This is a genomic window from Coleofasciculus sp. E2-BRE-01 (assembly GCF_040221695.1).
Lineage (GTDB): Bacteria > Cyanobacteriota > Cyanobacteriia > Cyanobacteriales > Coleofasciculaceae > Coleofasciculus.
Genome location: NZ_JAVKEA010000140.1, coordinates 14,622 through 37,314, shown reverse-complemented (window position 1 = coordinate 37,314; position 22,693 = coordinate 14,622). Strand labels below are relative to the sequence as shown.

At 46.0% G+C, this 22,693-nt stretch carries 16 protein-coding genes and 1 pseudogene; 9 read left to right on the top strand and 8 right to left on the bottom strand.

What is annotated here, in order from left to right:
- Positions 1–6: 6 nt before the first annotated feature.
- Positions 7–1,278, bottom strand: a complete 1,272-nt coding sequence (locus tag RIG66_RS16920; RefSeq protein ID WP_446379943.1) for an RNA-guided endonuclease InsQ/TnpB family protein — start codon at positions 1,276–1,278, stop codon at positions 7–9.
- A gap of 194 nt (positions 1,279–1,472) precedes the next feature.
- Between RIG66_RS16920 and RIG66_RS16915 the strand changes: the two are divergent.
- The 4 genes and pseudogenes from RIG66_RS16915 to RIG66_RS16900 form a co-directional block, all read left to right on the top strand.
- Positions 1,473–1,619, top strand: a pseudogene (locus RIG66_RS16915) (DUF433 domain-containing protein); the annotation flags it as partial.
- 397 nt (positions 1,620–2,016) lie between these two features.
- Positions 2,017–2,718 (top strand): Mo-dependent nitrogenase C-terminal domain-containing protein, encoded by a 702-nt coding sequence (locus RIG66_RS16910; protein WP_446379942.1) that lies wholly within the window; start codon positions 2,017–2,019, stop codon positions 2,716–2,718.
- A 155-nt stretch (positions 2,719–2,873) separates the two neighbouring features.
- Positions 2,874–3,899 (top strand): GTPase ObgE, encoded by a 1,026-nt coding sequence (gene obgE, locus RIG66_RS16905; RefSeq protein ID WP_446379941.1) that lies wholly within the window; start codon positions 2,874–2,876, stop codon positions 3,897–3,899.
- Positions 3,900–4,771: 872 nt separating this feature from the next.
- Positions 4,772–5,524, top strand: coding sequence for a PEP-CTERM sorting domain-containing protein (locus tag RIG66_RS16900; protein ID WP_446379940.1), 753 nt, complete (start codon positions 4,772–4,774; stop codon positions 5,522–5,524).
- A gap of 120 nt (positions 5,525–5,644) precedes the next feature.
- Here the strand turns inward: RIG66_RS16900 and RIG66_RS16895 are convergent, their stop codons facing one another.
- The gene (locus tag RIG66_RS16895) at positions 5,645–6,289 is read right to left on the bottom strand and encodes a phage tail protein (RefSeq protein WP_446379939.1); all 645 of its coding nucleotides are present in this window, start codon (positions 6,287–6,289) and stop codon (positions 5,645–5,647) included.
- Positions 6,290–6,614: 325 nt separating this feature from the next.
- Here RIG66_RS16895 and RIG66_RS16890 point away from each other — a divergent pair, with 325 nt between their 5' ends.
- Positions 6,615–13,643 (top strand): CHAT domain-containing protein, encoded by a 7,029-nt coding sequence (locus tag RIG66_RS16890; RefSeq protein ID WP_446379938.1) that lies wholly within the window; start codon positions 6,615–6,617, stop codon positions 13,641–13,643.
- An 84-nt stretch (positions 13,644–13,727) separates the two neighbouring features.
- On the opposite strand, the gene lpxD is transcribed toward RIG66_RS16890, so the two are convergent.
- The 6 genes from lpxD to RIG66_RS16860 form a co-directional block, all read right to left on the bottom strand.
- Positions 13,728–14,768 carry a UDP-3-O-(3-hydroxymyristoyl)glucosamine N-acyltransferase gene (lpxD, locus tag RIG66_RS16885; RefSeq protein WP_446379937.1) on the bottom strand — a complete coding sequence of 347 codons (1,041 nt, stop codon included), beginning with the start codon at positions 14,766–14,768 and terminating at the stop codon, positions 13,728–13,730.
- A gap of 72 nt (positions 14,769–14,840) precedes the next feature.
- Positions 14,841–15,227 carry a hypothetical protein gene (locus RIG66_RS16880; protein ID WP_446379936.1) on the bottom strand — a complete coding sequence of 129 codons (387 nt, stop codon included), beginning with the start codon at positions 15,225–15,227 and terminating at the stop codon, positions 14,841–14,843.
- A gap of 182 nt (positions 15,228–15,409) precedes the next feature.
- Positions 15,410–16,633 (bottom strand): NAD(P)/FAD-dependent oxidoreductase, encoded by a 1,224-nt coding sequence (locus RIG66_RS16875; RefSeq protein WP_446379935.1) that lies wholly within the window; start codon positions 16,631–16,633, stop codon positions 15,410–15,412.
- A 26-nt stretch (positions 16,634–16,659) separates the two neighbouring features.
- Positions 16,660–16,821: a rubredoxin gene (gene rd, locus RIG66_RS16870; RefSeq protein ID WP_446349480.1), complete on the bottom strand. Its 162-nt coding sequence runs from the start codon at positions 16,819–16,821 to the stop codon at positions 16,660–16,662.
- A 104-nt stretch (positions 16,822–16,925) separates the two neighbouring features.
- Positions 16,926–17,330: a PIN domain-containing protein gene (locus tag RIG66_RS16865; protein WP_446379934.1), complete on the bottom strand. Its 405-nt coding sequence runs from the start codon at positions 17,328–17,330 to the stop codon at positions 16,926–16,928.
- Positions 17,327–17,581 (bottom strand): AbrB/MazE/SpoVT family DNA-binding domain-containing protein, encoded by a 255-nt coding sequence (locus RIG66_RS16860; RefSeq protein WP_446379933.1) that lies wholly within the window; start codon positions 17,579–17,581, stop codon positions 17,327–17,329. Before RIG66_RS16860 ends, RIG66_RS16865 begins: the two co-directional genes overlap by 4 nt.
- Positions 17,582–17,988: 407 nt before the next feature.
- Between RIG66_RS16860 and RIG66_RS16855 the strand changes: the two genes are divergently transcribed.
- The 4 genes from RIG66_RS16855 (at position 17,989) to RIG66_RS16840 (ending at position 22,497) form a co-directional block, all read left to right on the top strand.
- A complete protein-coding gene (locus tag RIG66_RS16855) occupies positions 17,989–19,398 on the top strand; it encodes a hypothetical protein (RefSeq protein WP_446379932.1) in 1,410 nt (469 codons plus the stop codon).
- The gene (locus RIG66_RS16850; RefSeq protein WP_446379931.1) at positions 19,395–20,720 is read left to right on the top strand and encodes a DUF1822 family protein; all 1,326 of its coding nucleotides are present in this window, start codon (positions 19,395–19,397) and stop codon (positions 20,718–20,720) included. Before RIG66_RS16855 ends, RIG66_RS16850 begins: the two co-directional genes overlap by 4 nt.
- A 557-nt stretch (positions 20,721–21,277) precedes the next feature.
- Positions 21,278–22,195: a tetratricopeptide repeat protein gene (locus RIG66_RS16845; protein WP_446379930.1), complete on the top strand. Its 918-nt coding sequence runs from the start codon at positions 21,278–21,280 to the stop codon at positions 22,193–22,195.
- A gap of 71 nt (positions 22,196–22,266) precedes the next feature.
- Complete coding sequence (locus RIG66_RS16840) at positions 22,267–22,497, top strand: hypothetical protein (RefSeq protein ID WP_446379929.1); 231 nt, start codon at positions 22,267–22,269, stop codon at positions 22,495–22,497.
- The last annotated feature ends 196 nt before the right edge of the window (positions 22,498–22,693 follow it).

Here is a 22,693-nt window from a genome sequence, read left to right as displayed (position 1 = left end):
ACCCGGTTAAAACGCGGGTGATTCTTCCGTCACAGGGAGGCAGAGTTTTACATCTTCTCGGATGAAACCTTTACCCTCAGAAAGCTTACCTACCGTGTGTCCCACGGCTTGCCTTTCGACTTCGCTCAAGGTTAACAGTCCTTTAATTTCTATAATGCGAGCGGATGCTACATCCCGATCGCATTCATACCCACAATACTGGCATTTGTGTACCCGTTGAGAGAGCTTTTTCTTACCTGTATCCTCTAAACAGTTGGGGCAAGTCTGACTTGTTCCGGCTGCGGGTACTTTCTGGAAGTACACACCCCGCTTAAAACAACATTGAGATAGGATATCTAGAAACTGACCCCACCCTGCATCTAGGCAGTGTTTAGCTAAAAAGCCTCGACCTAACGCTTTCAAGTTGAGTTGTTCGGCAAATATCATATCCGCCCAATCACAAAGGTTATGGGCTAACTCCCAATGGTAGTTTTTGCGGTGGCAAGCTATTCGCTCATGTAGTCGTGACACTTTGGCTTGTGCTTTGGCGCGATTGTTTGACCCTGGACGCTTTTTAGACACCTTCTTTTGCAGCGATTTAAGCTTGCCTTCTAGATGTTTAAATGGTCGTGGATTGGGAAACGTTCGCCCATTAGACACGGCGGCAAAGTGCATTAAGCCGACATCTATTCCCAGTGATGTACCAGTCGGACTGATTTCAGGCACATCTACTTTCCATTGTAAGGTTAACTGTGCATACCAGCCGGATACCCGTCTGACGATTCGTGCTTGTTTAATAATTGCATCATCGGGAATTGGACGGGATTGTATGAATTTAACCCGCCCAATTTTAGGGAATTTGACATATCTCCCTTGAATGGGATCTTTTCCCATTGATGGAAAAACAAATGACCGCATCCGACCCGCTTTCTTAAACCGTGGAAACCCTCGCCCATTCTCCCACATTCCCTCAAATGCCTTTTGCAAACGCTTAAGGGTTTGCTGTAGCACTTGTGAGTGTACCTGCTTAAGTGCAGGGATATTCTTTTTAGCCTGAGTGAGACTTTCGCACTGACTGGAATAGTTGGGTGCTGGTGCATCCGCTGGTATAATGTACTCGTATTTGATCGAACAAGCGTTTATTGGAGACTTACGGGAATTTGCCCAATCTTTCCGCTCACAAAGGGCATAGTTATAGACTCTACGACATTGTTCTAGCCACTCAGCAAAAGTGGCTACTTGAGCGGTAGTTGGTTTTAGCTTAAACTCGTAAATTAGATTAAACACTTGCTCGATCATACACAACGTTTGCTAATATTATACTACACTATTAATTGAGTAGAATCAGAAAAAAAATACACTCGCAACTAAAGTTGCGCTTGCTGGACGCCTTGCGGCAATTGAGTTTGTCGAAATTCGGTTTCATCCCTCGGATAAATCACGAGAGAGCCTGCACCATCGCTTGTACTGTAAACCGCGATCGCTCACCTGAGCCGTTTGAAACGTTGCTCGATTATCTCGAAGCTGGCGATCCACTCGATGAATTCTTAGATCATTTTCCCAGTGTTCGGCGTGAGCAAGCGATCGCAGCTCTTGAATTGGCAAAGGAAATGCTGATAGCTTATGCGAATCCTGCTTGATGAGTGCGCCGTTCTACAACACTTGGACAAAGCTAGACAAAATTGGATCTTGTTAGACATTATCCGGATGGCTTCCTGTTTCACTCTGGCGGTGTCGGCACTCGACCAGTCCACAGTGTCCAGCTTTTTAGTTACAGTTACTTCCCCCAGGTATATGGCTACGGCAGCAACCCCTTGAACTCAATAATTACCAATCGTTTCAGCCTGATTGTGCCGATAGTAACCAGAACTTATCTTCCGTAGTAGTTAAGATTAAGAGTGGAAACAGTTCCAACCCTGGTAGGGTAATGCCGTTATCCCTAAACCTCAGTCGTTTAGTCTCCCAGTTTAAAACCTGTTAGGACTCTGCCAAGGTTTACTCTTCCAATCATGTTCGTCGAGTTCCTGCTAGATAAATATGACGACTGTCACTCAATCTCCCTACACTGAAGACCAAATTTCAGCTTGGCTGCGCGGCTTGTGTACCGTGGCTTGGGCTGATGGTCACTTTGATCCCGAAGAAAAAGAGATCGTTTCTCAACTGACTCATGAACTCCTAGTGGTGGATAAAGATCCCCAGTCGGTTGAACAAACTATTTCTGCCGAAGAACTGGCTGCGGCGTTAGGTCACAACAAGCATACTGCCGAGAATTTTATCAGAACGGCTGTCATGGTAGCGATGGCAGATGGTATCTACTCGGTGAAGGAAGCAGATGTTCTGCAAGAATTCTGCGAAGCGCTGGGACTGCAAATCGAGGCATTGAATGCCCTGCGGCATACCCTTTACGATGGTGAGGGAACGGATACCCCGGATGTTGTCCACCAAGACGCCCAGCAACCAGGAACCTCTCCCCATCCCCATTCAGATATTCTGCATCCTCTACGCAAATGGCTGGACGGGATGGAAGTTCATGACCCACGAGTTGCCCGATTTGTTTGTAATATTATCCCCTCTCAATGTCCGTTTGAACGAGATGTCAACCTATTTGGTCGCAAAGTCGCCCACATTCCAGCCATGTGTAAGCTCAATCCACTCTATGATCAGTTAGTCGGCTTGCGCTTCCGAGCATTATCCTATCTGGCAGATGAACGGGGCGAAGATGTCTCGAAATATTTTTAGTGTAGAGATGTGCCATGATTCGTCTGTAGGGGCGGGTTTCACTACTATCATTTCTTCCCTCACCCAGATGTAACTAAACCCGCCCCGACTAGATTAAACGTAAGACGTCTTTGACAAATGACCAATGACGAATGACAAATGACAAATGACAAATCATGCAATTTATTGATCAAGCAGAAATTGAAGTAGAAGCTGGGAAGGGCGGCGATGGGATTGTCGCCTTCCGGCGGGAGAAATATGTGCCTGCGGGAGGACCTGCGGGTGGGAATGGGGGACGCGGGGGAGATGTGATTTTGGTGGCGGCTGAACACCTGCAAACCCTACTGGATTTCAAATATGCCCACCGCTTCCAAGCCGACAATGGGGGACGTGGGGGACCAAATAATCGAACGGGTGCTAATGGGCGCGATCGCACAATTCAAGTTCCCTGCGGTACAGTTATCTATGATGCAGATACCCAGGAAATTATCGGGGATTTAGTCCAACCGGGACAAATCTTTTGCGCGGCTAAGGGAGGTAAGGGAGGATTAGGGAACAAGCATTTTTTGAGCAATCGCAATCGCGCTCCTGATTATGCTTTACCCGGACTCCCTGGAGAGTATCGCCGCTTGCGTTTAGAGTTGAAATTACTGGCAGAAGTGGGAATTATTGGTTTACCCAATGCGGGTAAGTCTACCCTAATTGCCGCCCTTTCTGCTGCACGCCCGAAAATTGCCGATTATCCGTTTACAACGTTAGTACCCAATTTAGGTGTGGTTCGTAAACCCACAGGTGATGGTACAGTGTTTGCCGATATTCCGGGATTAATTGAAGGAGCGCATCTGGGAACGGGGTTAGGGTATGACTTTCTCCGCCATATCGAACGCACGCGCTTATTATTGCACCTAATTGACGCTACGGCTGATGATCCGATTGGCGATTACCAAACCATTCAAGCCGAGTTACAGGCTTATGGACGGGGATTGTCAGAACGTCCTCAAATTCTGGCATTGAATAAGATAGATGCGGTTGATTCAGAGACGGTAGAACTGCTGGCGACTGAACTCAATCACTTAACCCATATACCCGTGTTCCAAATTTCAGCCGTGACTCAAAAAGGGTTAGAATCACTGTTGCAAACCGTTTGGCAGTCTTTGGAGCAGTTGAAAGATGTAGAGGTGGAAACGGTTACCAAGGTTTGATAGTGGGTAGGGTGTGGGGTGTGGGGTGTGGGGTGTGGGGTGTGGGTGTTTAAATCGCTCCAATCCCTGGAAATAAAGGGAGAAAAGCTGTCTTGTTTTGAAAAGCGGCATTAATTTTACCTTTTACAAGTAAAATTGTCAAATATAAATAAGTAATTATACAGCGCTTTTCAAGTGAGGTACACAGACAGATCCCCGACTTCTCGAATAAGTCGGGGATCTTGCTTAGAGACTGTACCTCATCAACCACCAAATCTGCTGTAATTATCCTGAAAACGAAAATTAAGTTCCAGAATTCCGGAATGAGGGGATGAAAGGATGAAGGTAAAATTATACCCTTATCCAAGGTGCTGCTAGTTCGTCTCTGTTGAGCAACGTTTATACCTCTTTACATTCCATTATGATATAAATATTCTTTCAATAAAAGAAAAGCCGACAGTGACGTTGATAGCTTTTCTGACAACAGTTGGTTGCAAGGCTTTAGAGTCTAGCTAAGAGCTAAAGTCCAAGAAGTCTTAGTTAAAAGTTTTTGGAAAAATAAAAATGGATTCGACCAGCAGGCGATTAACGGCTGCGGCACAATGTCCGATCTAACTCCTGATCTAGTTTTAAACTTGCAGCAAAGTTTATCACTACTTTATTTAAGTCATCTCGATTATGTTTTTTCCGTAAATCATGGCTATAACGCTTGTAGTTTGACTTAGCAAGATGCAATTATAAACAATAAGGACATTTCGAGATTAAAGCTGGATAATCTCTCAGACAATAAAACAGCTTGACTATTGACTTGCCACACATTCAATTTTTTTATTTCCATCAGGGCTAGGCATCTCCACAACTCAGTTTGAATTTTTTTGGACATACATTTCATCATGGCTCATTCAAAGGTCATTGGCAAATTATCACTAACGACAGCTTTGGCTACGTTAATTGCCGTATTAAGCAGTCCAGCCGCCCAAGCACTGGTTATTGATTTTGAAGATAATGCGATTGAACCTAATGATAATGAAGATGTTTTCTCCTCGATAACGTCGCAAAATTTCTTGTTTAAGCCCACTCTCCCCCGTGAACAAACTCAGTATGCATTAGCTAATAATGTATTTGAGGCACATAATGACAGCACCTATTTTGTGATCCGGAATTTAGTAGACAACGACACAGAGGAGCCGTTTATAAATCCTGTCATCATGTCTCAAGTTAACGGAACTCCATTTTCGTTACTCAGCTTGGACTTGGCAGAATGGGGAGTACCTCGTGATCAAGCCAAAAGGGTTGAATTAACTGGCTTTTTAGCCGGAGGCGGTTCAATCACCAAACTAATCTCCTTTGATGGTATTACTGATGGAAGTGGACCTCTAGAGGATTTTCAAACCGTAACCTTTGAGCAGCAGTGGAGTAACTTGAATAGCGTTGAGTTTAAAGGGATAGATGCACCTGTTTCTGATGATCCCAGTGAAGAACCTGGCTTTCAGGTTAATAGCTTTGCTATTGACAACATTGAGGTAGGAGAAGCGTTTGAAGAACCCCCAACAGAAGTTCCTGAACCTGCTTCGATTCTAGGTATCTTTACACTGGGAGTAGTGGGGTTTGGTTCGAGATTGACGAAAAAAATAACTCAGCGTTAACTAATCTGAAACACTGATATAGATTGGCTTCGTAGTGAGGGCTTCAGCCCTCTTCAGCTAGGCATTAGAGTACTAAAGTACTCACTACAAACAAAGCCCTATTTTAGCGGGGTCATACCACTAGGGGCGTGGATCGATTCCTTGGTAAGCGATGATAAAGTTAATCGCTAAGTAGGGTTGCAGGTTATTGTGGGCGTTGTTCTCACTACTACCGATACTAGAAATACAGTCCATTTCCACGAAATTAGTCGCTCCAGTAGCATAGATGCTACTTCTCGGTTTCGACAAAAGGGCAGATCCACTTGGACTGGTTTCGTTGGAGTCAGCATTCGTCGCTTTTAATTTCATTTGAATTTCTGGTAAGTTCGCTTGAGTTAATTCAACCTGCTCTGTTCCACTTTTATCACCCAAGCCATAGGAGTTGCGATCATTATCACTATTTCCTGCCATCGGGTTTATCCCCAGAGGAACGCGACCTCTCAAATCAGGAACGCGAAAAGCACCTTGTGTTGGATCACCAGGCTGATTGTACTTTCCTGCCAAGATTGAAGCCAGAATGTCGTTTTCGTCACTTATTATGTCATATAGTGTACCATCGCAAAGATACCAACCATCGGGGGCAAAATCAAAAGCAACCATGGCAATTTGACCGATAAGGGGTGTTGTCATAATAAATTCCTCAAGTTTTCCATAAGGTAACGTTGCGCTAAAACTTCCCTCTGCTTCCTGTCGTCCTAACAAAAAGGCGGGAAATGATGTAATCATTCTTGGGGTTCAGGACTCCATTAGTTTTCTTTAGAGCTTAATGACATAGTAATGTAGCCAAAGTTTACCAAACCGTCAAGAAGATTTTGTTACAAAGTTTAAGGTTTAACCCTATCAACGTGGCGTCGATATTTTTATTTTTTTAAAGAAAATTCGTCAAACTAGAGTTAGCAAGTAAAACTCCTGAAGATAACTGAGTTTCGCCATACCCTGTCTCTGTAGACTGGAGGGAAATCGCGAAGGCTAAGTCCTGAACCATTATTTTTGAGACGAGAATATAAAGTATGCTGGATTTGGCAAGTTCTACCGGATTGGGGGACTAGCGATGAAACCTATCTCATTGTGCATTCGCTGTTTGTTTGTCGGTGTTGTTCTCACCGGGGTAATGCCTTACCTAAATTTTCCCGAAACAGGACGGTTTCCTAAGCGCGATCGCACCTTACAATCAGCGATAGCTTGGCTGGACTTGGTTCCCCCAGCCCAGGCTCAACCCATTACCCCAGCCGCCGATGGTACTGACACTATTGTCACCCCAGAGGGAAACCGCTGGGATATCCACGGTGGAACGCTTTCGGGAGATGGCGCAAATCTTTTCCATAGCTTTGATCAATTTGGACTCTCCCCCGATCAAATTGCCAACTTTATCTCCGATCCCCAAATTCGCAACATTCTGGGACGGGTAGTTGGCGGAGATACCTCTGTAATTAATGGTCTAATTCAGGTCACTGGCGGAAATTCTAATCTATTCTTAATGAATCCGGCGGGGATCATTTTTGGCGCTAATGCCCAACTTAATGTTCCGGCGGCATTTACCGCAACCACGGCGACGGGGATTGGCTTTGGCTCGGAGAATTGGTTTAATGCGTTTGGTGAGACTAATTATCAAAATTTAATCGGGACTCCGACTAGCTTAGCGTTTGACTTGGCTGAATCGGCTGCGATTATTAATCACGGCAATTTAGAGGTGGGAGAAGGTCAGACTTTAACCTTAGCAGGTGGAAGTATTACCAACACAGGGCAACTGACAGCACCAGGAGGACAAGTTGCGATCGCGGCTGTACCGGGCGAGAATTTGCTCAGAATCAGTCAACCGGGAAGCCCCCTCACGTTAGAGATTACACCCCCTCGCTCCGCCACTGGGGAGCAATTGCCCATTAATCCCCTCGATTTACCTGTTTTACTGACGGGGAATAGCGGTCAACTTGTCAACGAAGGGCAAGTATCAACCACCGATACGAATCAGGGGGGTTCAATTCATGTCGTTGGTTCTAGGGTGGATAACCTCGGTCAAATTATGGCTGATGGGGCGAATGGGGGTAATATTCAGGTTCAAACTGATCATTTCCTGGACACGGGACAACTGAGTGCAACCGGGAACCAGGGAAATGGTGGGGAAATTCAGGTTAATTCTACAGGCACAGTCATTCAAACCGCTAGCGCGACAATCCGGGCAAATGGTTCTCAACAGGGAGGGGTAATTGAATTTAAGGGTAATGCTGATACAGTCTTAACCACTTCAGGTGACATTGAGGCGACAGGAGAAGTGGGCGGTACCGTCCATTTATTTGCTGAGACGGTTCAGTTATTGGCGACTGATATTGATGTTAGTGGTAACAGTGGCGGTGGAGAGATTTTAGTCGGTGGTGATTTTCAGGGACAAACGTCAAATGCCATTAATGCCCAAAATACCATCATTAATCATAGCAGTCGTTTAAACGCCAACGCCTTAACTACAGGCTATGGAGGACGGGCGATTGTTTGGTCTGACCAACACACTCAATTTTCCGGTACGATTCAGGCGCGAGGTGGTGTCATTAGCGGTGACGGCGGTTTTGTGGAAGTATCGGGTAAAAATACACTCTCGATCACAGGTCTTGTTGATGTGGGGGCTGTAAATGGATTGGCTGGGACGCTGTTACTCGATCCAAAAAATATCATAATTGACGATAGTGTAGGCGCTATTCCTCAGTTTGACCTTGTTGATCCGAACGCTGACAATGGTTCTGGATTTGGTGATGCGATCGCGCCATTGAGTACGGGGAATGTGGCAGTCACTAAGCCAGAGGATAACTTGGGTGGAGATAATGCGGGTGCGGTTTATCTGTTCAACGGTTCAACCGGGGCATTACTTAGCACACTGACGGGTCAAACGAATGACCAAGTGGGGAGTGGTGGTGTTACAGCCTTAAGTAATGGGAATTTCGTAGTCGCTAGTCCACAGTGGGACAATACCGTTGAAGGCGCTACAAATGCTGGGGCAGTAACATGGGTTGATGGCGCTGTGGGAATTAGTGGGGTTGTTGATGCAACCAACAGTTTAATTGGCACTCAGACAGATGATCAAGTGGGGAGTGGTGGTGTTACAGCCTTAAGTAATGGAAATTACGTGGTTGTTAGTCCAAGGTGGGACAATGACGTTACAGGGGTTATGGATGTAGGAGCGGTGACGTGGGGTGATGGCACAACACAGACTATTGGAGAGGTGAATGCGACTAACAGTTTAGTTGGCACTCAGCTTCGAGACAGAGTTGGTAGTCGTGGTGTTACGGCTCTCAAAAATAATGGCAATTATGTAGTCAACTCCCCATTTTGGGGCAACAGTCAGGGTGCTGTAACTTGGGGTGATGGCACGACTGGGACTACTCAAGGACAAGTGGATGCGAGCAACAGCTTAATTGGTAGCGAAGATAATCTTGTCGGATTGGTCGAAAATGGTTTTGACGGTGTAACTGCGCTGGAAAACGGAAATTATGTCGTCAACAGCCCCTTTTGGGATGATCCCAATACAACTAGATCTGATGATCCAACAAGTCTAAATACAAATGAAGGAGCCATCACCTGGGGTGATGGTGTGGCGGGGATAACAGGAGTCGTAGGTGCGAATAACAGTTTGATTGGTACTCAGACTGATGATCAGGTTGGTGGTGGTGGCGTTACGGCGCTGACTAATGGCAATTATGTGGTCAGTAGCCCCCTGTGGAACAATGGGGCAGTTCAGGATGTGGGAGCCGTCACCTGGGTCGATGCTAACGGTTTGACCACGGGTTCAGTAAGACTAGATAACAGTATAGTTGGTAGCCTTGCCCAAGATCGCATCGGTAGTGGGGGTGTTACCGCCCTGACTAACGGGAATTATGTGATCAGCAGTCCGAACTGGAACGATAACAGAGGAGCGGTGACTTGGCGGGATGGTACTCTGCAAACGGGCAATGAGCAGGTTCGTGCGATCAATAGTTTAGTCGGGAGTACATCCGGTGATCAAGTTGGTAATGGTGTCCCCCCGATGGGCTTTGTTCCTTCTCCGAGGATTGAAGGTGTTATTGCGCTTGCCAATGGCAATTACGTCGTCAGCAGCCCTGACTGGAATAATAATCAGGGCGCTGTCACTTGGGGCGATGGCACAACCGAGATTATTGGTGTGGTAAGTGAGACTAACAGTTTGGTTGGCACTCCAGCCTCCTTTGATCGGATAGGTAGTGGCGGTTTTACAGCCCTGAGTAATGGGAATTATGTGATTAGTAGCCCAGAGTGGAATAATAACCGGGGTGCCGTTACTTGGGGCGATGGCACAACTGAAATTATTGGTCAGGCAAGCGAACTCAACAGTTTAGTGGGAAACGTGGCGAATGACCAAGTGGGTAGTGGTGGCGTTGTTGAATTAAACAATAGTAATTATGTTGTCAGCAGTCCTAACTGGAACAATAACAGAGGAGCCGTTACCTGGGTAGATGGAAGTACCGGACAAAGCTGGGATGGTACAAATCAAGTTAGCGATGACAATAGTATTATCAGTCGCCAGCCAAATTCAGGTTTGGGTACAGTTGTTAATGACCCAGTTAATCAGAAGTTTTGGGTACAATTTGCCAACGAAGGTAATGGTCGAGTAACCGTCGGCGTTCCCACTGATCTAACATTTGCTAACTTATCTGGTAATTCGGTAACATTCTCTCCCTTCTTTTTACAACGCACCCTGAATACGGGTACAGCCGTTGTGCTGCAAGCCAATAATGATATTACTATTACTCTCGATAATCCCCTGATTATCAATAATCCTAGCGGCAATGGGGGCGATCTCACGTTTCAAGCCGGACGCAGCATTATGATTAATGCTGATATTTTTACAGATAATGGTGATTTAAACCTAATCGCAAACGAAACTCTGGCAAATGGAGTGGTTGATGCCCAGCGAGATATGGGCAACGCGGAAATCGTATTGGCAGATGGAATAACACTAGATACAGGTGAGGGAGATATTAATATTACCCTGAATACAGGTGAGGGGTTAACCCATAATCAAAGCGGTACTATTACTCTAGAGGGTATCATCAACACCAATCATCTGACGATTGAACATAAGGGGTTAAGTGGCGATGGAATTATCGCACAAACCGCTAACTTTGACGTGATCGGCAATCTCACGATCTCTAGTCGTACCTTGACTCTCCCGGAAACCATCGAACTTAACCTAGAGGGCGGATTACAATTAAATATCACCGAAGCGGTGGAGTTGGCGGGTCAAATTACAACGACGAACGGTAGCCTGGAGTTGAATGCACCAATTACTCTAACTGGCGATACTGTCTTTAATACAGGTGGTGCAGGTACTATTCTGTTTAACAACACGCTTAACGGTAATTATAACCTTGAACTGTCTGCTGGCACGAATAGTATTACCTTTGATAATCTAATTGGCAATAGTACCCCACTGGATAACCTGACGATTAATGGAGGTTTAAATCTCGCCACTACGATTAACTTGACGGGAGGATTGGAGCAAAATGGCACAAATCCAGTCAATCTGGCTGGGACAATTACCACAACAACTGGCACGATTGATTTAAATGGTGCGGTTACGCTGACGGGTGATAGTCGTCTGAATACGAGTGCGGGTGATGTCCGTTTGCTCAATCCAATTAATGGGAGAAATGGAACGGAAAGCCTAAACCTAATCGCGGAAACGGGTACAGTTAAATTACCTGAAACGATAGGGAGTACAACCCCAATTGGCAATCTAACAATTCTTAGTGGTAATCTGAATATCCCGACAACAGCCCGGATTAATCTCACGGACAATTTTCAACTCAATGGTGCTAATCCGCTGAATTTCGCGGGTGAGGTTACAACAGCAAATGGTACGATTGAATTTAATGCTCCAACCATCCTAAATGGCGATACATTCCTGAGGACAAATGGCGGTGATATCCGGTTTAATAATAGGCTCAACGGTAACGGGAGTTTGGCTAATCTAAACCTAGCGGCGGCGGGAATGGGAAATATCGCGTTTGCCGATAGTGTTGGTGAAACAATGCCACTGGGGAATCTGACTATTTTTAATGCCAATAACTTCACGGCGAATGCTTTGATTAGGGCGGCTAGTCTAAAGCATACGACAGGAATTGACACAATTAATCTGCAAGATGTGCAAACGTCTGGGGGGGCGGTTGAACTGACAACTCGTAATACTCTAAAGACGGGTAATATTATGACGGCTGGCGGTGATATTCGTCTCACTAGCCATCAGGATGCAGTCAATAGTGGTAATCTCAATTCCTCGGCGGCGACGGGTGGTGATATTGTGGTCGAGGCTGAGGTGAGTATTGATGCAGGAGAAATCAATTCCAGTGGCAATATCGGCGATGGCGGTGACGTTAGTCTTGATCCCCAGAACTATATTCGGGTAAGTTCAATTAACGCACAGGGGGGGAGTAATGGTAGAGGGGGTAATGTTGAGATAGAGAGCGATCGCGTCTTTCAGGCAACGGGTAGTTTTTCCCACAATGGTAGGGAAACTAGCATTTCTACGGCAGGTGGAAATGGTGGCAGTGATATCACGATTCGTCATGGGGGAGACGGAATTATTCCCTTTGATGTGGGGGATGCCACAACTAACGGCACAGCTGCTGCCATTACCAGTGGTGAGTTTACCATCGCCCCTTTCCAATCCTTTCCCTTTACCCACACTGAAGGTAATATTCAGATTATTAGCGTTGATGATACCCGTGATATCCCAGTTAACCCCGTTGATTTAACCACCGCTGATTCTAATCAAAGTCAATCCCCGATTGAAAAGGACGAATCTGGGGTGATGGAGATTGATAACTTATTCAGTCGCGATTATGAGGAATATTTTGGCAGGGCGAAACGGGCGGGGATTACTTTAGAACAAGCGCGAGAAATCTTACGCGATAATGAAGCGGCGACAGGGGTGAAGTCGGCAGTGATTTATGTGGTATTTGCCCCGCAAACAATTACTTCTGTGCCTGAAGGTGCAGATGTTGCACCCAATAATACCAGTTTATTACGATCGCTAACCCCGCAACCGAGCGATCGCTTGGAATTAATTCTCATTTCTGCTGATGGACAACCGATTCGGCGATCGGTTAATGTAACCAGAGCGGAAGTCCTGGAAATGGCAGATCAATTTCGTCGCACGGTAACCAACGTAATAGATGACCAGAACTATCTGCCACCCGCTTACCAGATGTATCAATGGTTGATTAAACCTATAGCCGCTGATTTAGCCGCGCAAGACATCAAGCATTTGGCATTTGTTATGGATACGGGATTGCGTTCCATACCCATTGCTGCCTTGTATGATGGGGATCAGTTTATCATTGAAAACTATAGTGTCGGCTTAATGCCTAGCCTCAGTCTCACCGATACTCGTTATCAAGATGTCAGAGATGATTCGGTGTTGGCAATGGGGGCTTCAACATTTCGGGATAAGGCATCTTTACCTGGTGTTCCCATTGAGTTACAGGTGATTGCTGATCAAGTGTGGCAAGGTGAATCCTTTCTGAATGAAGAGTTTACCTTAAATAATCTCAAGCAAGCACGCCGAAAAGTGGCGTATGGTATTGTGCATTTAGCCACCCATGCCGAATTTCAACCAGGGAAACCTGCCAACTCTTACATTCAGTTGTGGGACAATAATAAACTCAAACTGGATCAGATGTGGCAGTTAGATTGGCATAAACCGACGGTGGAACTGTTGGTTTTAAGTGCTTGTCGCACGGCGTTAGGAGATGAGGAAGCCGAGTTAGGATTTACGGGGTTAGCGGTACAATCTGGGGTCAAGTCAGCCCTAGGCAGTCTCTGGTATGTTAGCGATGAGGGGACACTGGGACTAATGACCACATTTTACGAAAACCTTAAGCAAAGTTCCACTAAAGCTGAAGCCTTGCGAAAGGCACAACTGGCAATGCTTAGAGGTGAAGTGCAACGAGAAGGCGATCGCTTAATCACGACGACGAGTAGTATTCTCTTACCCTCCGATTTTCCGGCGTCGATTAACCAAAACTACAGCCATCCTTATTTTTGGAGTTCCTTTACCCTAATTGGTAATCCTTGGTAATAAGGGAACAGAGAACAAACAGGAAAGTTTGAGGGCGATTGGCAAAACTTAATACACTGCCATTTTCTTTTGTCTGACTACTTATCACCCTTGGTTTTTCTTTAATTCCTTTAACGTCTGATACATTTCCGGTAACCGATTATAAATCGCGGATACTTTCAAAAATAATTTATGGGGAACAGCGGGAATACCCGAGACAATCGCCCCGGCTTCGACATTATTATGAATCCCTGTTTTCGCCGTTGCGATCGCGCCGTCTCCAATCTTAGCTTGATTGGCAATCCCGACTTGTCCGGCGAGGATTACTCGATTCCCCACATTCACACCCCCAGCCAAGCCAACTTGCGCCGCGATCGCACAACCACCTCCCACTTGACACCCATGACCAATTTGGACTAAGTTATCGATTTTAGTCTGATGACCAATCCGAGTTTCTCCCACCGCCGGACGGTCAATTGTCGTATTACAGCCGATTTCTACCCCATCTTCTAAAACCGTATATCCCGATTGTTCCATCTTGAACCACCCCTCTTTCGTGGGGACAAAACCAAACCCTTCCGCCCCAATTACTGCACCGCTATGGATCACACAATCCGCCCCAATTTGGCTACGTTCATGAATGGTACAGTTAGCGTGTAATATTGTGCGATCGCCAATTTGCACATCGGGATAAATCACCACATTCGGATGAATACAAACCCCATCACCAATCCTCACCCCCGCCTGAATCACCACATGCGCCCCAATATAAACCCCCTCCCCTACCTGCGCCTCTGGGTGAATCACAGCGCTAGCATGAATTTCCGGTACAGGTTTCCAGGGTTGATAGAAAAGCGCGATCGCCCGGGCAAATAATAGTCGGGGTTCCGATGCGCCAATCCAAGCAATACCGCGTTCTGTGGCTTGTTGTTGTAACCCGTCATCCAAGGGTAAAATTAACGCCCTCGCCTCAGTGGTTTTCACCCTAGCCGCAAACTTCGCCCCCTCAATATAGCTGATTGTACTGTGGGTGGCTTGGTCAATGGGGGCGATCCCCTGAACCTCTGGATCACACTCTGGATTAGCTAATAGACTCGTGCGATCGCTGTCTATATGAAGTTTTTCTACCAGTTCACTAAATTTCATCTTTGTAAGGGTTCATAGTTGATCGTTCATGGTTCATTGTGAAGCCATGGACGTTTTTCGCAAAGGATTCAACTAATTTCTAATCGGTCTATTATAGTTAACCGTTACCCTGCCATTGGTTTGATTGACAGTGACGCTGGTTTCTACCGTGAACACATTCGCACCAGGAGGGCGTCCTTTAAAGGTAAATGTTATGGTATTATCGTCGTTCTCTGTATAAGGTGCATCTTGTACCGGACCATGCATCGCCGCTTCAGCCCGATATTGCCTCAATCCACCATTAATCCGTTCAGCTGCTTGTCGGGCTAGATTTTTCGCTCGATTCAGGTCAATGTAATATCCGGGATCTATTTCTGGAGATAAGGCGGGCGATCGCGGGGATGTCTGGGCTATGCCATTGACGGCATTCCCGGCAAATGTTATCAAAGTTAGGGCAGAAACTATTAGGATTTTATACATATTTCTATCCTCACAAGTTTGAAGACATAGATTATAGATTATAGCGTTTTTCCTAAGGATGAGGGAGTGCAAACCTTGAGGGACACAAGCCTTGCAATCTTTGTTGTTCAGTTATCGGTGGGGAGGGCGGGTTTTGTTGTTCAGTTATCGGTAAATATCTAATTTAGTTCCTAAACCCGCCCCTACATTTTGCCCATTGCTTGACCCGCTAACCAAGCCGTTGTCCAAGCATTCTGAAAATTAAATCCGCCCGTAATTCCATCAACATCCAGGATTTCACCCGCAAAGTAAAGCCCCGGGCAACAGCGACTTTCCATAGTTTTGAAATTCACCTCTTTTAAATTTATCCCACCACAGGTAACAAATTCCTCCTTAAAAACACCCTTTCCTTGAATCAGATAACGTCCCTGATTCAGTTCTTGTACCAATTGATTCAGGGCTTTTTTCGAGAGTTCTGCCCAGCGTTTGTTTTGGTCAATACCAACGTAGCTAATTAAACGTTGCCATAACCGTTTCGGAATCGGAATTGGGCAACTCGTGCTGATATGACGGTGCGGAAGTTGAGATTTAACCGATAGTAATAGCTGGCGTAGATAGTCTTGAGTATATTGAGGAAGCCAATTAATCACTAAAGGAGTTTGGTAGTGACAATCGTAGAAAAATCGGGTCCCCCAAGCCGACAGTTTAAGGACCGCTGGACCACTTAATCCCCAATGGGTAATCAGTAAGGGTCCGGTTTGTTCCTTGACAGTTTTCCCGGCTTCTGGTAGTTTTATATGAACATCATTTACACTTATTCCAGCTAAATCCTGTAAGCGTGGGTCTGATATCGTAAACGTAAATAAAGAGGGAACCGGGGATTGGATAGAATGACCTAAATCCTTAGCAAAGCGATAGCCAAGGGGATTACTTCCCGTCGCCAAAAGTACGCGATCGCATTCGATTATTTCCCCGGTTTTTAACTGGAGTTGAAACCCAGAAGTGAGGCGAATGGATTTAACTGGAGTCGCGGTGCGAATCTGAACCCCTGCGCTTATAGCCGCGTGGATAAGACAATCAACAATGGTTTGCGACGTATCCGTAACCGGAAACATCCGCCCATCCGCTTCGGTTTTCAGGTGTACCCCCTGCGCCTCAAACCAGGCGATCGTATCTTTGGGTTGAAACCGAGTAAACGCGCCACGCAAGGCTTTCCCTCCCCTGGGATAGGCTTGTACCAAAAGGGCGGGGTCAAAACACGCATGGGTGACATTACAGCGCCCCCCACCAGAAATCCGCACCTTAGTTAAAGGCGTTTTCGAGGCTTCCAGCAGGATGACTTGGGTGTGAGGATGGGCGGATGCAGATGCGATCGCGCCGAAAAAACCAGCCGCACCCCCACCGATAACGACAATTTTAAGAGACAAGGTGCTTGCATTACTCAGGGTTATGATTATTCTAAGGGTTCAAAATCCGATTTAGCCGCCCCACAGACGGGACATACCCAGTCATCAGGGATATCCTCAAAAGCGGTTCCGGGTTCGATACCGCCATCGGGATCACCTTTTTCGGGATCATATTCGTAGTTGCAAAGGGTGCAAACGTATTTTTTCATATTGTCTTCTCCTATTATCTGATTCCGTCGTACAGTGTATCAGTGTATCTTACACCGTATTGCACAACTTATTTAGGCTAGCTATATGAGGTGATTATTCAATTCTACTCCGGTTCTATCCACGGTATGTCTAAACGTCTGAAGTCTCGGTCAAACGATACAATTGTGCCACCTTCTCGACGGGCAACTTCCGCTAGAAAAGCATCTAGGAAATCGACATTAGCTGTTGCCATTTTATTAAGGGCAGCTATCACCTGATCAGCTTCATCAAGAACTATTCCTTCTGTTGTAACAAGCGGTAACAGCACTTCAGTAATTTGGCTGCGGGAATACCGATAAAAGGAGTTGAGTACCCAAACAATTTCTGCAACAACTATCGGTGAAAGTCTGAGTGTTACTTCTCCCCGTTCAGCCCGTTCTGCTAATTTCAGTGATCGTTGAGCAAAGTCTGGTGGCTCTCCGGTTAATAAACGGAGTAAGACATTAGCATCAACCCATAAGTCTGTCATGAGTTTTCAATCTGAGTTTTTTGGGCAAGTGTTTCCGCGACACTCTGACGAATTGCCTCTTTACCGGGATAAGGAACAGTTGCAGGTAAGGTGCCGTAAAATTCACTCAGTCGCTTAGGCTTAATGATTCGCAATTTTAGATCAGTTCCTTCTAGGAGAAGTAATATTTCATCTCCTCCTTGAAGTCCGAGTTTTTGGCGAATGTAGGCAGGAATTGTAATTTGTCCTTCAGGTGTTAGTTTGACTTTCATGGCATATTTACTCAAACTCTCCAGAGTTATTTGGAACTGTTTAAAGTTAGAATATAATCGATTTTAAATTATACCTCATATATTCTGAGCATCGCTATTCTACTCTGGGTCTTGCGTCCGGTGATGTTACGCCAACAATCAAATCCTGGGGAAACGCCAGGATCGACTCAGGGTAAGTTGACACCTTGGGGTAAAGGCGCGATCGCAGCCTTTGTGCGTGCTTTTAATTCCAACAATTAACGGTTTAGCGCCGAGGATGGCTCTACGAAAATTGTTCTGCATAAGTTCCAGCCGCTCAGAGTTAGATCCGACTGAACAACCCTTGATTCTCACCAATCAATCTTAAACTATGGAGGTACAACCCTTGAGACGATACCCCCGCCCACGTAGCCCCTGATACACGAGTGATGAGCAACCATTTGAGCGCCGTAAAAATCCCCACTAACACAGCTTCCCGATATTGGAGTGCGATCGCGATTGATGCAGCCGGGAAACGCCAAGTCCGGGAAATTACCACAGCAAAGGCATTTTTCCTGGAATCATTCCCTGATTTTACCCCAGAGACTCAAGTCTCGGATACCCAAATTCAGCGTCAACTCTGGTACTGGATGCAGGAAGCTGATCAGAGTAGTATGGCTCAACTTTGTCTCAAATGCTTTATGTCGCAGCAAATTGACGCTGTTTGTCGGGGGTTAGCCAGTCGGTTTGGTGCGGAACATGGCTTTACCAGTAACGATTTATTACCCTTTGTCTTAGACGAAGAAATCGGTAGACCCCACCGCCATTCTCCCACCTACCAATCCTTCCTCGATGAAATCTTACAGAGTTTTGACCCCCAACAAAGCAGCCTCGCCACTTGGACAACCCGTCGGGTGAAACACCATAAACCCCTAAATCAGTTTCTACTCGAACATGGGATTTACTTAGTCAGTGATTGGGCAATCTTAAACGATACCAAACCCAAACAACTCCACCGGATTTTCACCGAGTTTCACAACTTAACCCCATCGGAAATCCAACGCGCCCAACACCTTCTCGATGCTTATCACGCCGTCTACCGCAGTCAACGCCTAAAACAACGTCTCGCTGGAGTTAAAGGAAAATGTTACCCCCCCACCCCCGAACAATTACAGCAAATGGCGCAGCGCCTCTCCTCTCCCCTACGCCCAGAACCCCTCCTGCGCCAACTGCAACTCATCGCCTCTCGACTGCGTGAGTACCGAATTTATGTACGCGGTGGGAAGTTAAAAAGCGAATCTTTGGATGCAACGCCGCATGAACCCCTAGATGTCCCCTATTCTGAACCCACACCCGATGAACAAAGCGAATTTTTAACCGCCTATCGCCAACAGTTTCTTCAGGGTTTAGATCAAGCCATCGCCCAAATTACAGGCGATCGCACTCGGAAGTTACAGCGCCGAGATTCCCAAAAAGCCCAACAGTTTCTCACCGCGTTGCATCTGTTTCACTGTCAAGGACAATCCATGTCCGATATTGCCCGCAACTTTAACTATAAAGGACAATTTCAAATTAGCCGTTTACTGAAACTGAAGGCTTTTCGCGCTGATATTCAACGAGAATTACTGGTTTATTTAAGCGATCGCATCCTGGAGAAAGCCCAACGCTATACCAATCGCCAACGCTTGCAAACGGTTCATCACCAGATTCAAGAGGCGATCGCAGAACAAGTCACTCAGGTGATCGAAGACGCGGAGAAAGAAGCGAGTACGGCTACCCATGAACGCCATCTAAAAACCCGCAGCCTCTTTGCTAAAAGACTCTGCCATTATCTAGATAACAGGAGTAATATATCATGACTTTCTACTCAACCACTCAACCCGGGCTTGATGGTGACGCTTTCGCCATTGAAACCATCCACCTGTCTGACGATGCGATTGAACAAGCCGTTCACCTCGCCCAACCCATTGCTAATGAGGAACGCCAATGGCAAACCTATCTCAATGCTTTAGCCTTATTTGGGTTTGAGTCATGGTTAACCGAACGTAGTTCTGATTTAACTGTAAATCGCGATCGCACGTCCCTGTTCGACTCGGCGACAGCAAATCTCATTGAAGCGGTTTGTCATCTTCAAGTCAATGGGTTTAACCTCTGTCTGATTGCCCAAGGTAGTCTATCGGATGATCAAGTATCCTTACCCCGAACCGTTATCGATATTCCCGAATTCATCCCCCATTTCTACGTCGTGGTAGACGTACAAGAGGAAGAAGAAACCGCTGTGGTTAAAGGGTTTGTCTCCTATCCCCAACTCATCGAACACCGGGATACTCTGGGATTAACCCCTGAGGAGGATTGGACTTATTCATTTCCCCTCGATTGCTTTGACACCGAACCTAGTCACCTCCTCTTAGAATTACGCTGTTTAACCCCCAGCGCCATACCCCTCCCCCCAATTCCCAGTGATCGCCGCCTGCAACTTGCCCAGACGCGATCGCAACTGGAAATCAAACTCCCCCAACTCCAGTCTCCGGCGTCTCAACTCTGGCAAGTATTAACCTGGGAACAAGCCACCCTCGTACTCACCCGTTCGGAGTTACGCACTTGGCTGTATCAACTGCAAACCGATCCCCAAAGCCAACCCACCCTCCAAAACTACTTATCTGATGTACTCAGCCGCATCACCCGAAACGTAATTAATGTGGGACGCTGGTTACAGGATGAATTAGACGAACTCGCCCAAGAACTCTCCTGGCAACTTCTGCCTAGTTTAACCCCAGCTACCGCCATGCGATCGCCCACCGCCGAATTGGATGCGATCGTGCAACAACTGGAGTACAATAACATCGAGATTCCGCCTCAAGCCAAGGGCGCGTATCGCAATCTCCAAGTGGCAGACATCCCCCTGCGCTTATATGCCATAACGTGGCCCCTCTTATCTGCAACTGTCCCCGAATGGGCGTTACTGATAATTTTAGGTACAGATTCGCCAACGGGTTTCCCAGAGGGTTTAATATTACAGATTAGTGATCAAACCGAGAGTTTAGTCGAACAAGAGTTAGATGCCAATAGTTCCTCTTTCTTCACCAGTGTAGTGGGAACATGGCAAGAGACATTTGTGGTCACGATCCGTTTAGGATCGGATATTGAACACATCCTGCCTCCCTTTGGCTTCAATCTCTAGAATTAGAACTAAAGCCCTGAACTAAAGTACTCGAAGAGAAGCCGCTCCGCGTCTACGGGCTAAAAGCTAAAACCCGTTTTAACGGGTTCAAACTGATATCTTGCATCTTTGTCAGTGGGCTTGCTGCACAAAGCCAAAATCCTTAACCATCAATACTTTGAGCTTTATTGACAGAGAGTTTGATTCAATGAAATCGGGTAGCATCCTTCATAAGTATGGCATCACTTTGCTCAGGAAAAATGTACCCCAGCTCCCCCAGCTCCCCCAGCTTCCCCAGCTTCCCCCGCTCCCCCTCACCACAACACTTATTCAGCAGCCCCTAAGCTAGTCCGCGCAGGCGGACTTTGTTTGTGTAGCTGCGACTTCTAGTCGCCAGGGCTTCTAGTCGCCAGGGCAAAAAAGGGGTTTCTATTAAAATAGAATATAAAACTTTTGGTTCCTTGGGTTTTAACCCAAGGCGGTTGGTGAGACTGTAGCTTGAAATTTTGCTTCTGCTTCTGCCTTCTGCTTTTTTATGGTGTCATCTGCTCGATCCTGTAAACTACGATTTTAGCCTCATGACCTATTTATCCCTACCCCAACGACTTCACTCTCTCAGCTTGGCGACAGCGACGCTGCTGTTAACATTACTATCGCCGATTTCCCTATCCCCTAATCTGTCCCTATCTCTATCAACCCAGGTACAAGCCCAAATCCCTCAAAATCAACTGGGTGCAGCCCAACAGTTGCTAGATGAAGGAATTGATCTGTATCAGCAAGGTCAAATGCAGGAGGCGTTAAATCGACTAGAGGAAGCATCCAACCTGTTTGAGCAAGTCGAAGCCCCCGTAGAAGAAACCATAGCTCTGACCCAAATTGGTCTAATTTATGAGCATCGTCAACAGTATGATGATGCACTAAACGCTTACGAACAAGCCTTAAGCCTAGCCAAAACCTTCGATGATCCTTACCAAGAAGCGATCATCCTCGATTATATGGGTTCAGTCTATTCAAGTCTAGAACAATATTCTCAAGCACTAGATCTGCACCAACAGTCACTGGCACTTTTCCGAGAAGTGGATAATCGCCGCAGTGAAGGTATTGTATTGGGCAATATTGGCAAAGTTTATTTCGCTCAAGATCAAAATGAGCAAGCGATCGATTTCCTTAAAGAAGCGCTAAACATTTATCAGGACTTGGAGGAAAATATATTAGAAGGAGAGGTTCTGTATTACCTAGGATTATCCCATCAAAACTTAAAAGAATATGCCCCAGCCTTAGACTTTCACGAGCAAGCCTTAGATATTTTCAACGCTGAAAATATCCCTGAGTTGCAAGCTTTAGCTTTATACAATATGGGGATAATCTACAGTCAACAAGGCAAAGAAGAAATGGCGCAAACGTCTTATCAAGATGCCTTGGCGATTTTTGAAGAATTAGGAGATGAGCAAGGAGTTGCAGCTATTCGTTATCAAATGGAAACGCTTGACCAATAATTGAGGGGTTACACTCCTTTCCATTTTTGCGGAACTGTCCCCAACTATAAGTCCCGAATGACTAATTATCCATGAGAAATGACAAAGAACCGATTTCCAAAACAGAAGCCAAGCAACTGCTAGAACGTTTAGTATTTTACGATGAACGTCCTCAAGACTGGGTACAGGATGTTTGGGGATTGAGTCCAACCTTAGGAGAAAGTGGTGCCAAATTGCTAGAAGTATTTGAAGCATTGATTGAATGTTGTCCTGATGAGAAATTGGAAAATTTAATCCAAATTTATTATCAGGACAAGTTGTAACGGGAATAGGGAATAGGGAATAGGGAACAGGGAATAGGGAATAGGGAATAGGGAACAGGGAGTTCATCTAAAAGCTGGGAGAAGTTCCCTCCCCTTGACAAGGGGAGGGTTAGGGAGGGGTCAAATGTTTTCCAGGGAAACAGCCTATTTAGCAAAATCTCGCAGAATCCTACGTCTTGTATGCGTAGCATCAAGC

Bases quoted from the DNA above. Each gene is read 5' to 3' on its own strand.
- RIG66_RS16920 (WP_446379943.1), bottom strand. From the start codon at position 1,278: ATGATCGAGCAAGTGTTTAATCTAATTTACGAGTTTAAGCTAAAACCA.
- RIG66_RS16910 (WP_446379942.1), top strand. From the start codon at position 2,017: ATGACGACTGTCACTCAATCTCCCTACACTGAAGACCAAATTTCAGCT.
- obgE (WP_446379941.1), top strand. From the start codon at position 2,874: ATGCAATTTATTGATCAAGCAGAAATTGAAGTAGAAGCTGGGAAGGGC.
- RIG66_RS16900 (WP_446379940.1), top strand. From the start codon at position 4,772: ATGGCTCATTCAAAGGTCATTGGCAAATTATCACTAACGACAGCTTTG.
- RIG66_RS16895 (WP_446379939.1), bottom strand. From the start codon at position 6,289: ATGATTACATCATTTCCCGCCTTTTTGTTAGGACGACAGGAAGCAGAG.
- RIG66_RS16890 (WP_446379938.1), top strand. From the start codon at position 6,615: ATGAAACCTATCTCATTGTGCATTCGCTGTTTGTTTGTCGGTGTTGTT.
- lpxD (WP_446379937.1), bottom strand. From the start codon at position 14,768: ATGAAATTTAGTGAACTGGTAGAAAAACTTCATATAGACAGCGATCGC.
- RIG66_RS16880 (WP_446379936.1), bottom strand. From the start codon at position 15,227: ATGTATAAAATCCTAATAGTTTCTGCCCTAACTTTGATAACATTTGCC.
- rd (WP_446349480.1), bottom strand. From the start codon at position 16,821: ATGAAAAAATACGTTTGCACCCTTTGCAACTACGAATATGATCCCGAA.
- RIG66_RS16865 (WP_446379934.1), bottom strand. From the start codon at position 17,330: ATGACAGACTTATGGGTTGATGCTAATGTCTTACTCCGTTTATTAACC.
- RIG66_RS16860 (WP_446379933.1), bottom strand. From the start codon at position 17,581: ATGAAAGTCAAACTAACACCTGAAGGACAAATTACAATTCCTGCCTAC.
- RIG66_RS16855 (WP_446379932.1), top strand. From the start codon at position 17,989: ATGAGCAACCATTTGAGCGCCGTAAAAATCCCCACTAACACAGCTTCC.
- RIG66_RS16850 (WP_446379931.1), top strand. From the start codon at position 19,395: ATGACTTTCTACTCAACCACTCAACCCGGGCTTGATGGTGACGCTTTC.
- RIG66_RS16845 (WP_446379930.1), top strand. From the start codon at position 21,278: ATGACCTATTTATCCCTACCCCAACGACTTCACTCTCTCAGCTTGGCG.
- RIG66_RS16840 (WP_446379929.1), top strand. From the start codon at position 22,267: ATGAGAAATGACAAAGAACCGATTTCCAAAACAGAAGCCAAGCAACTG.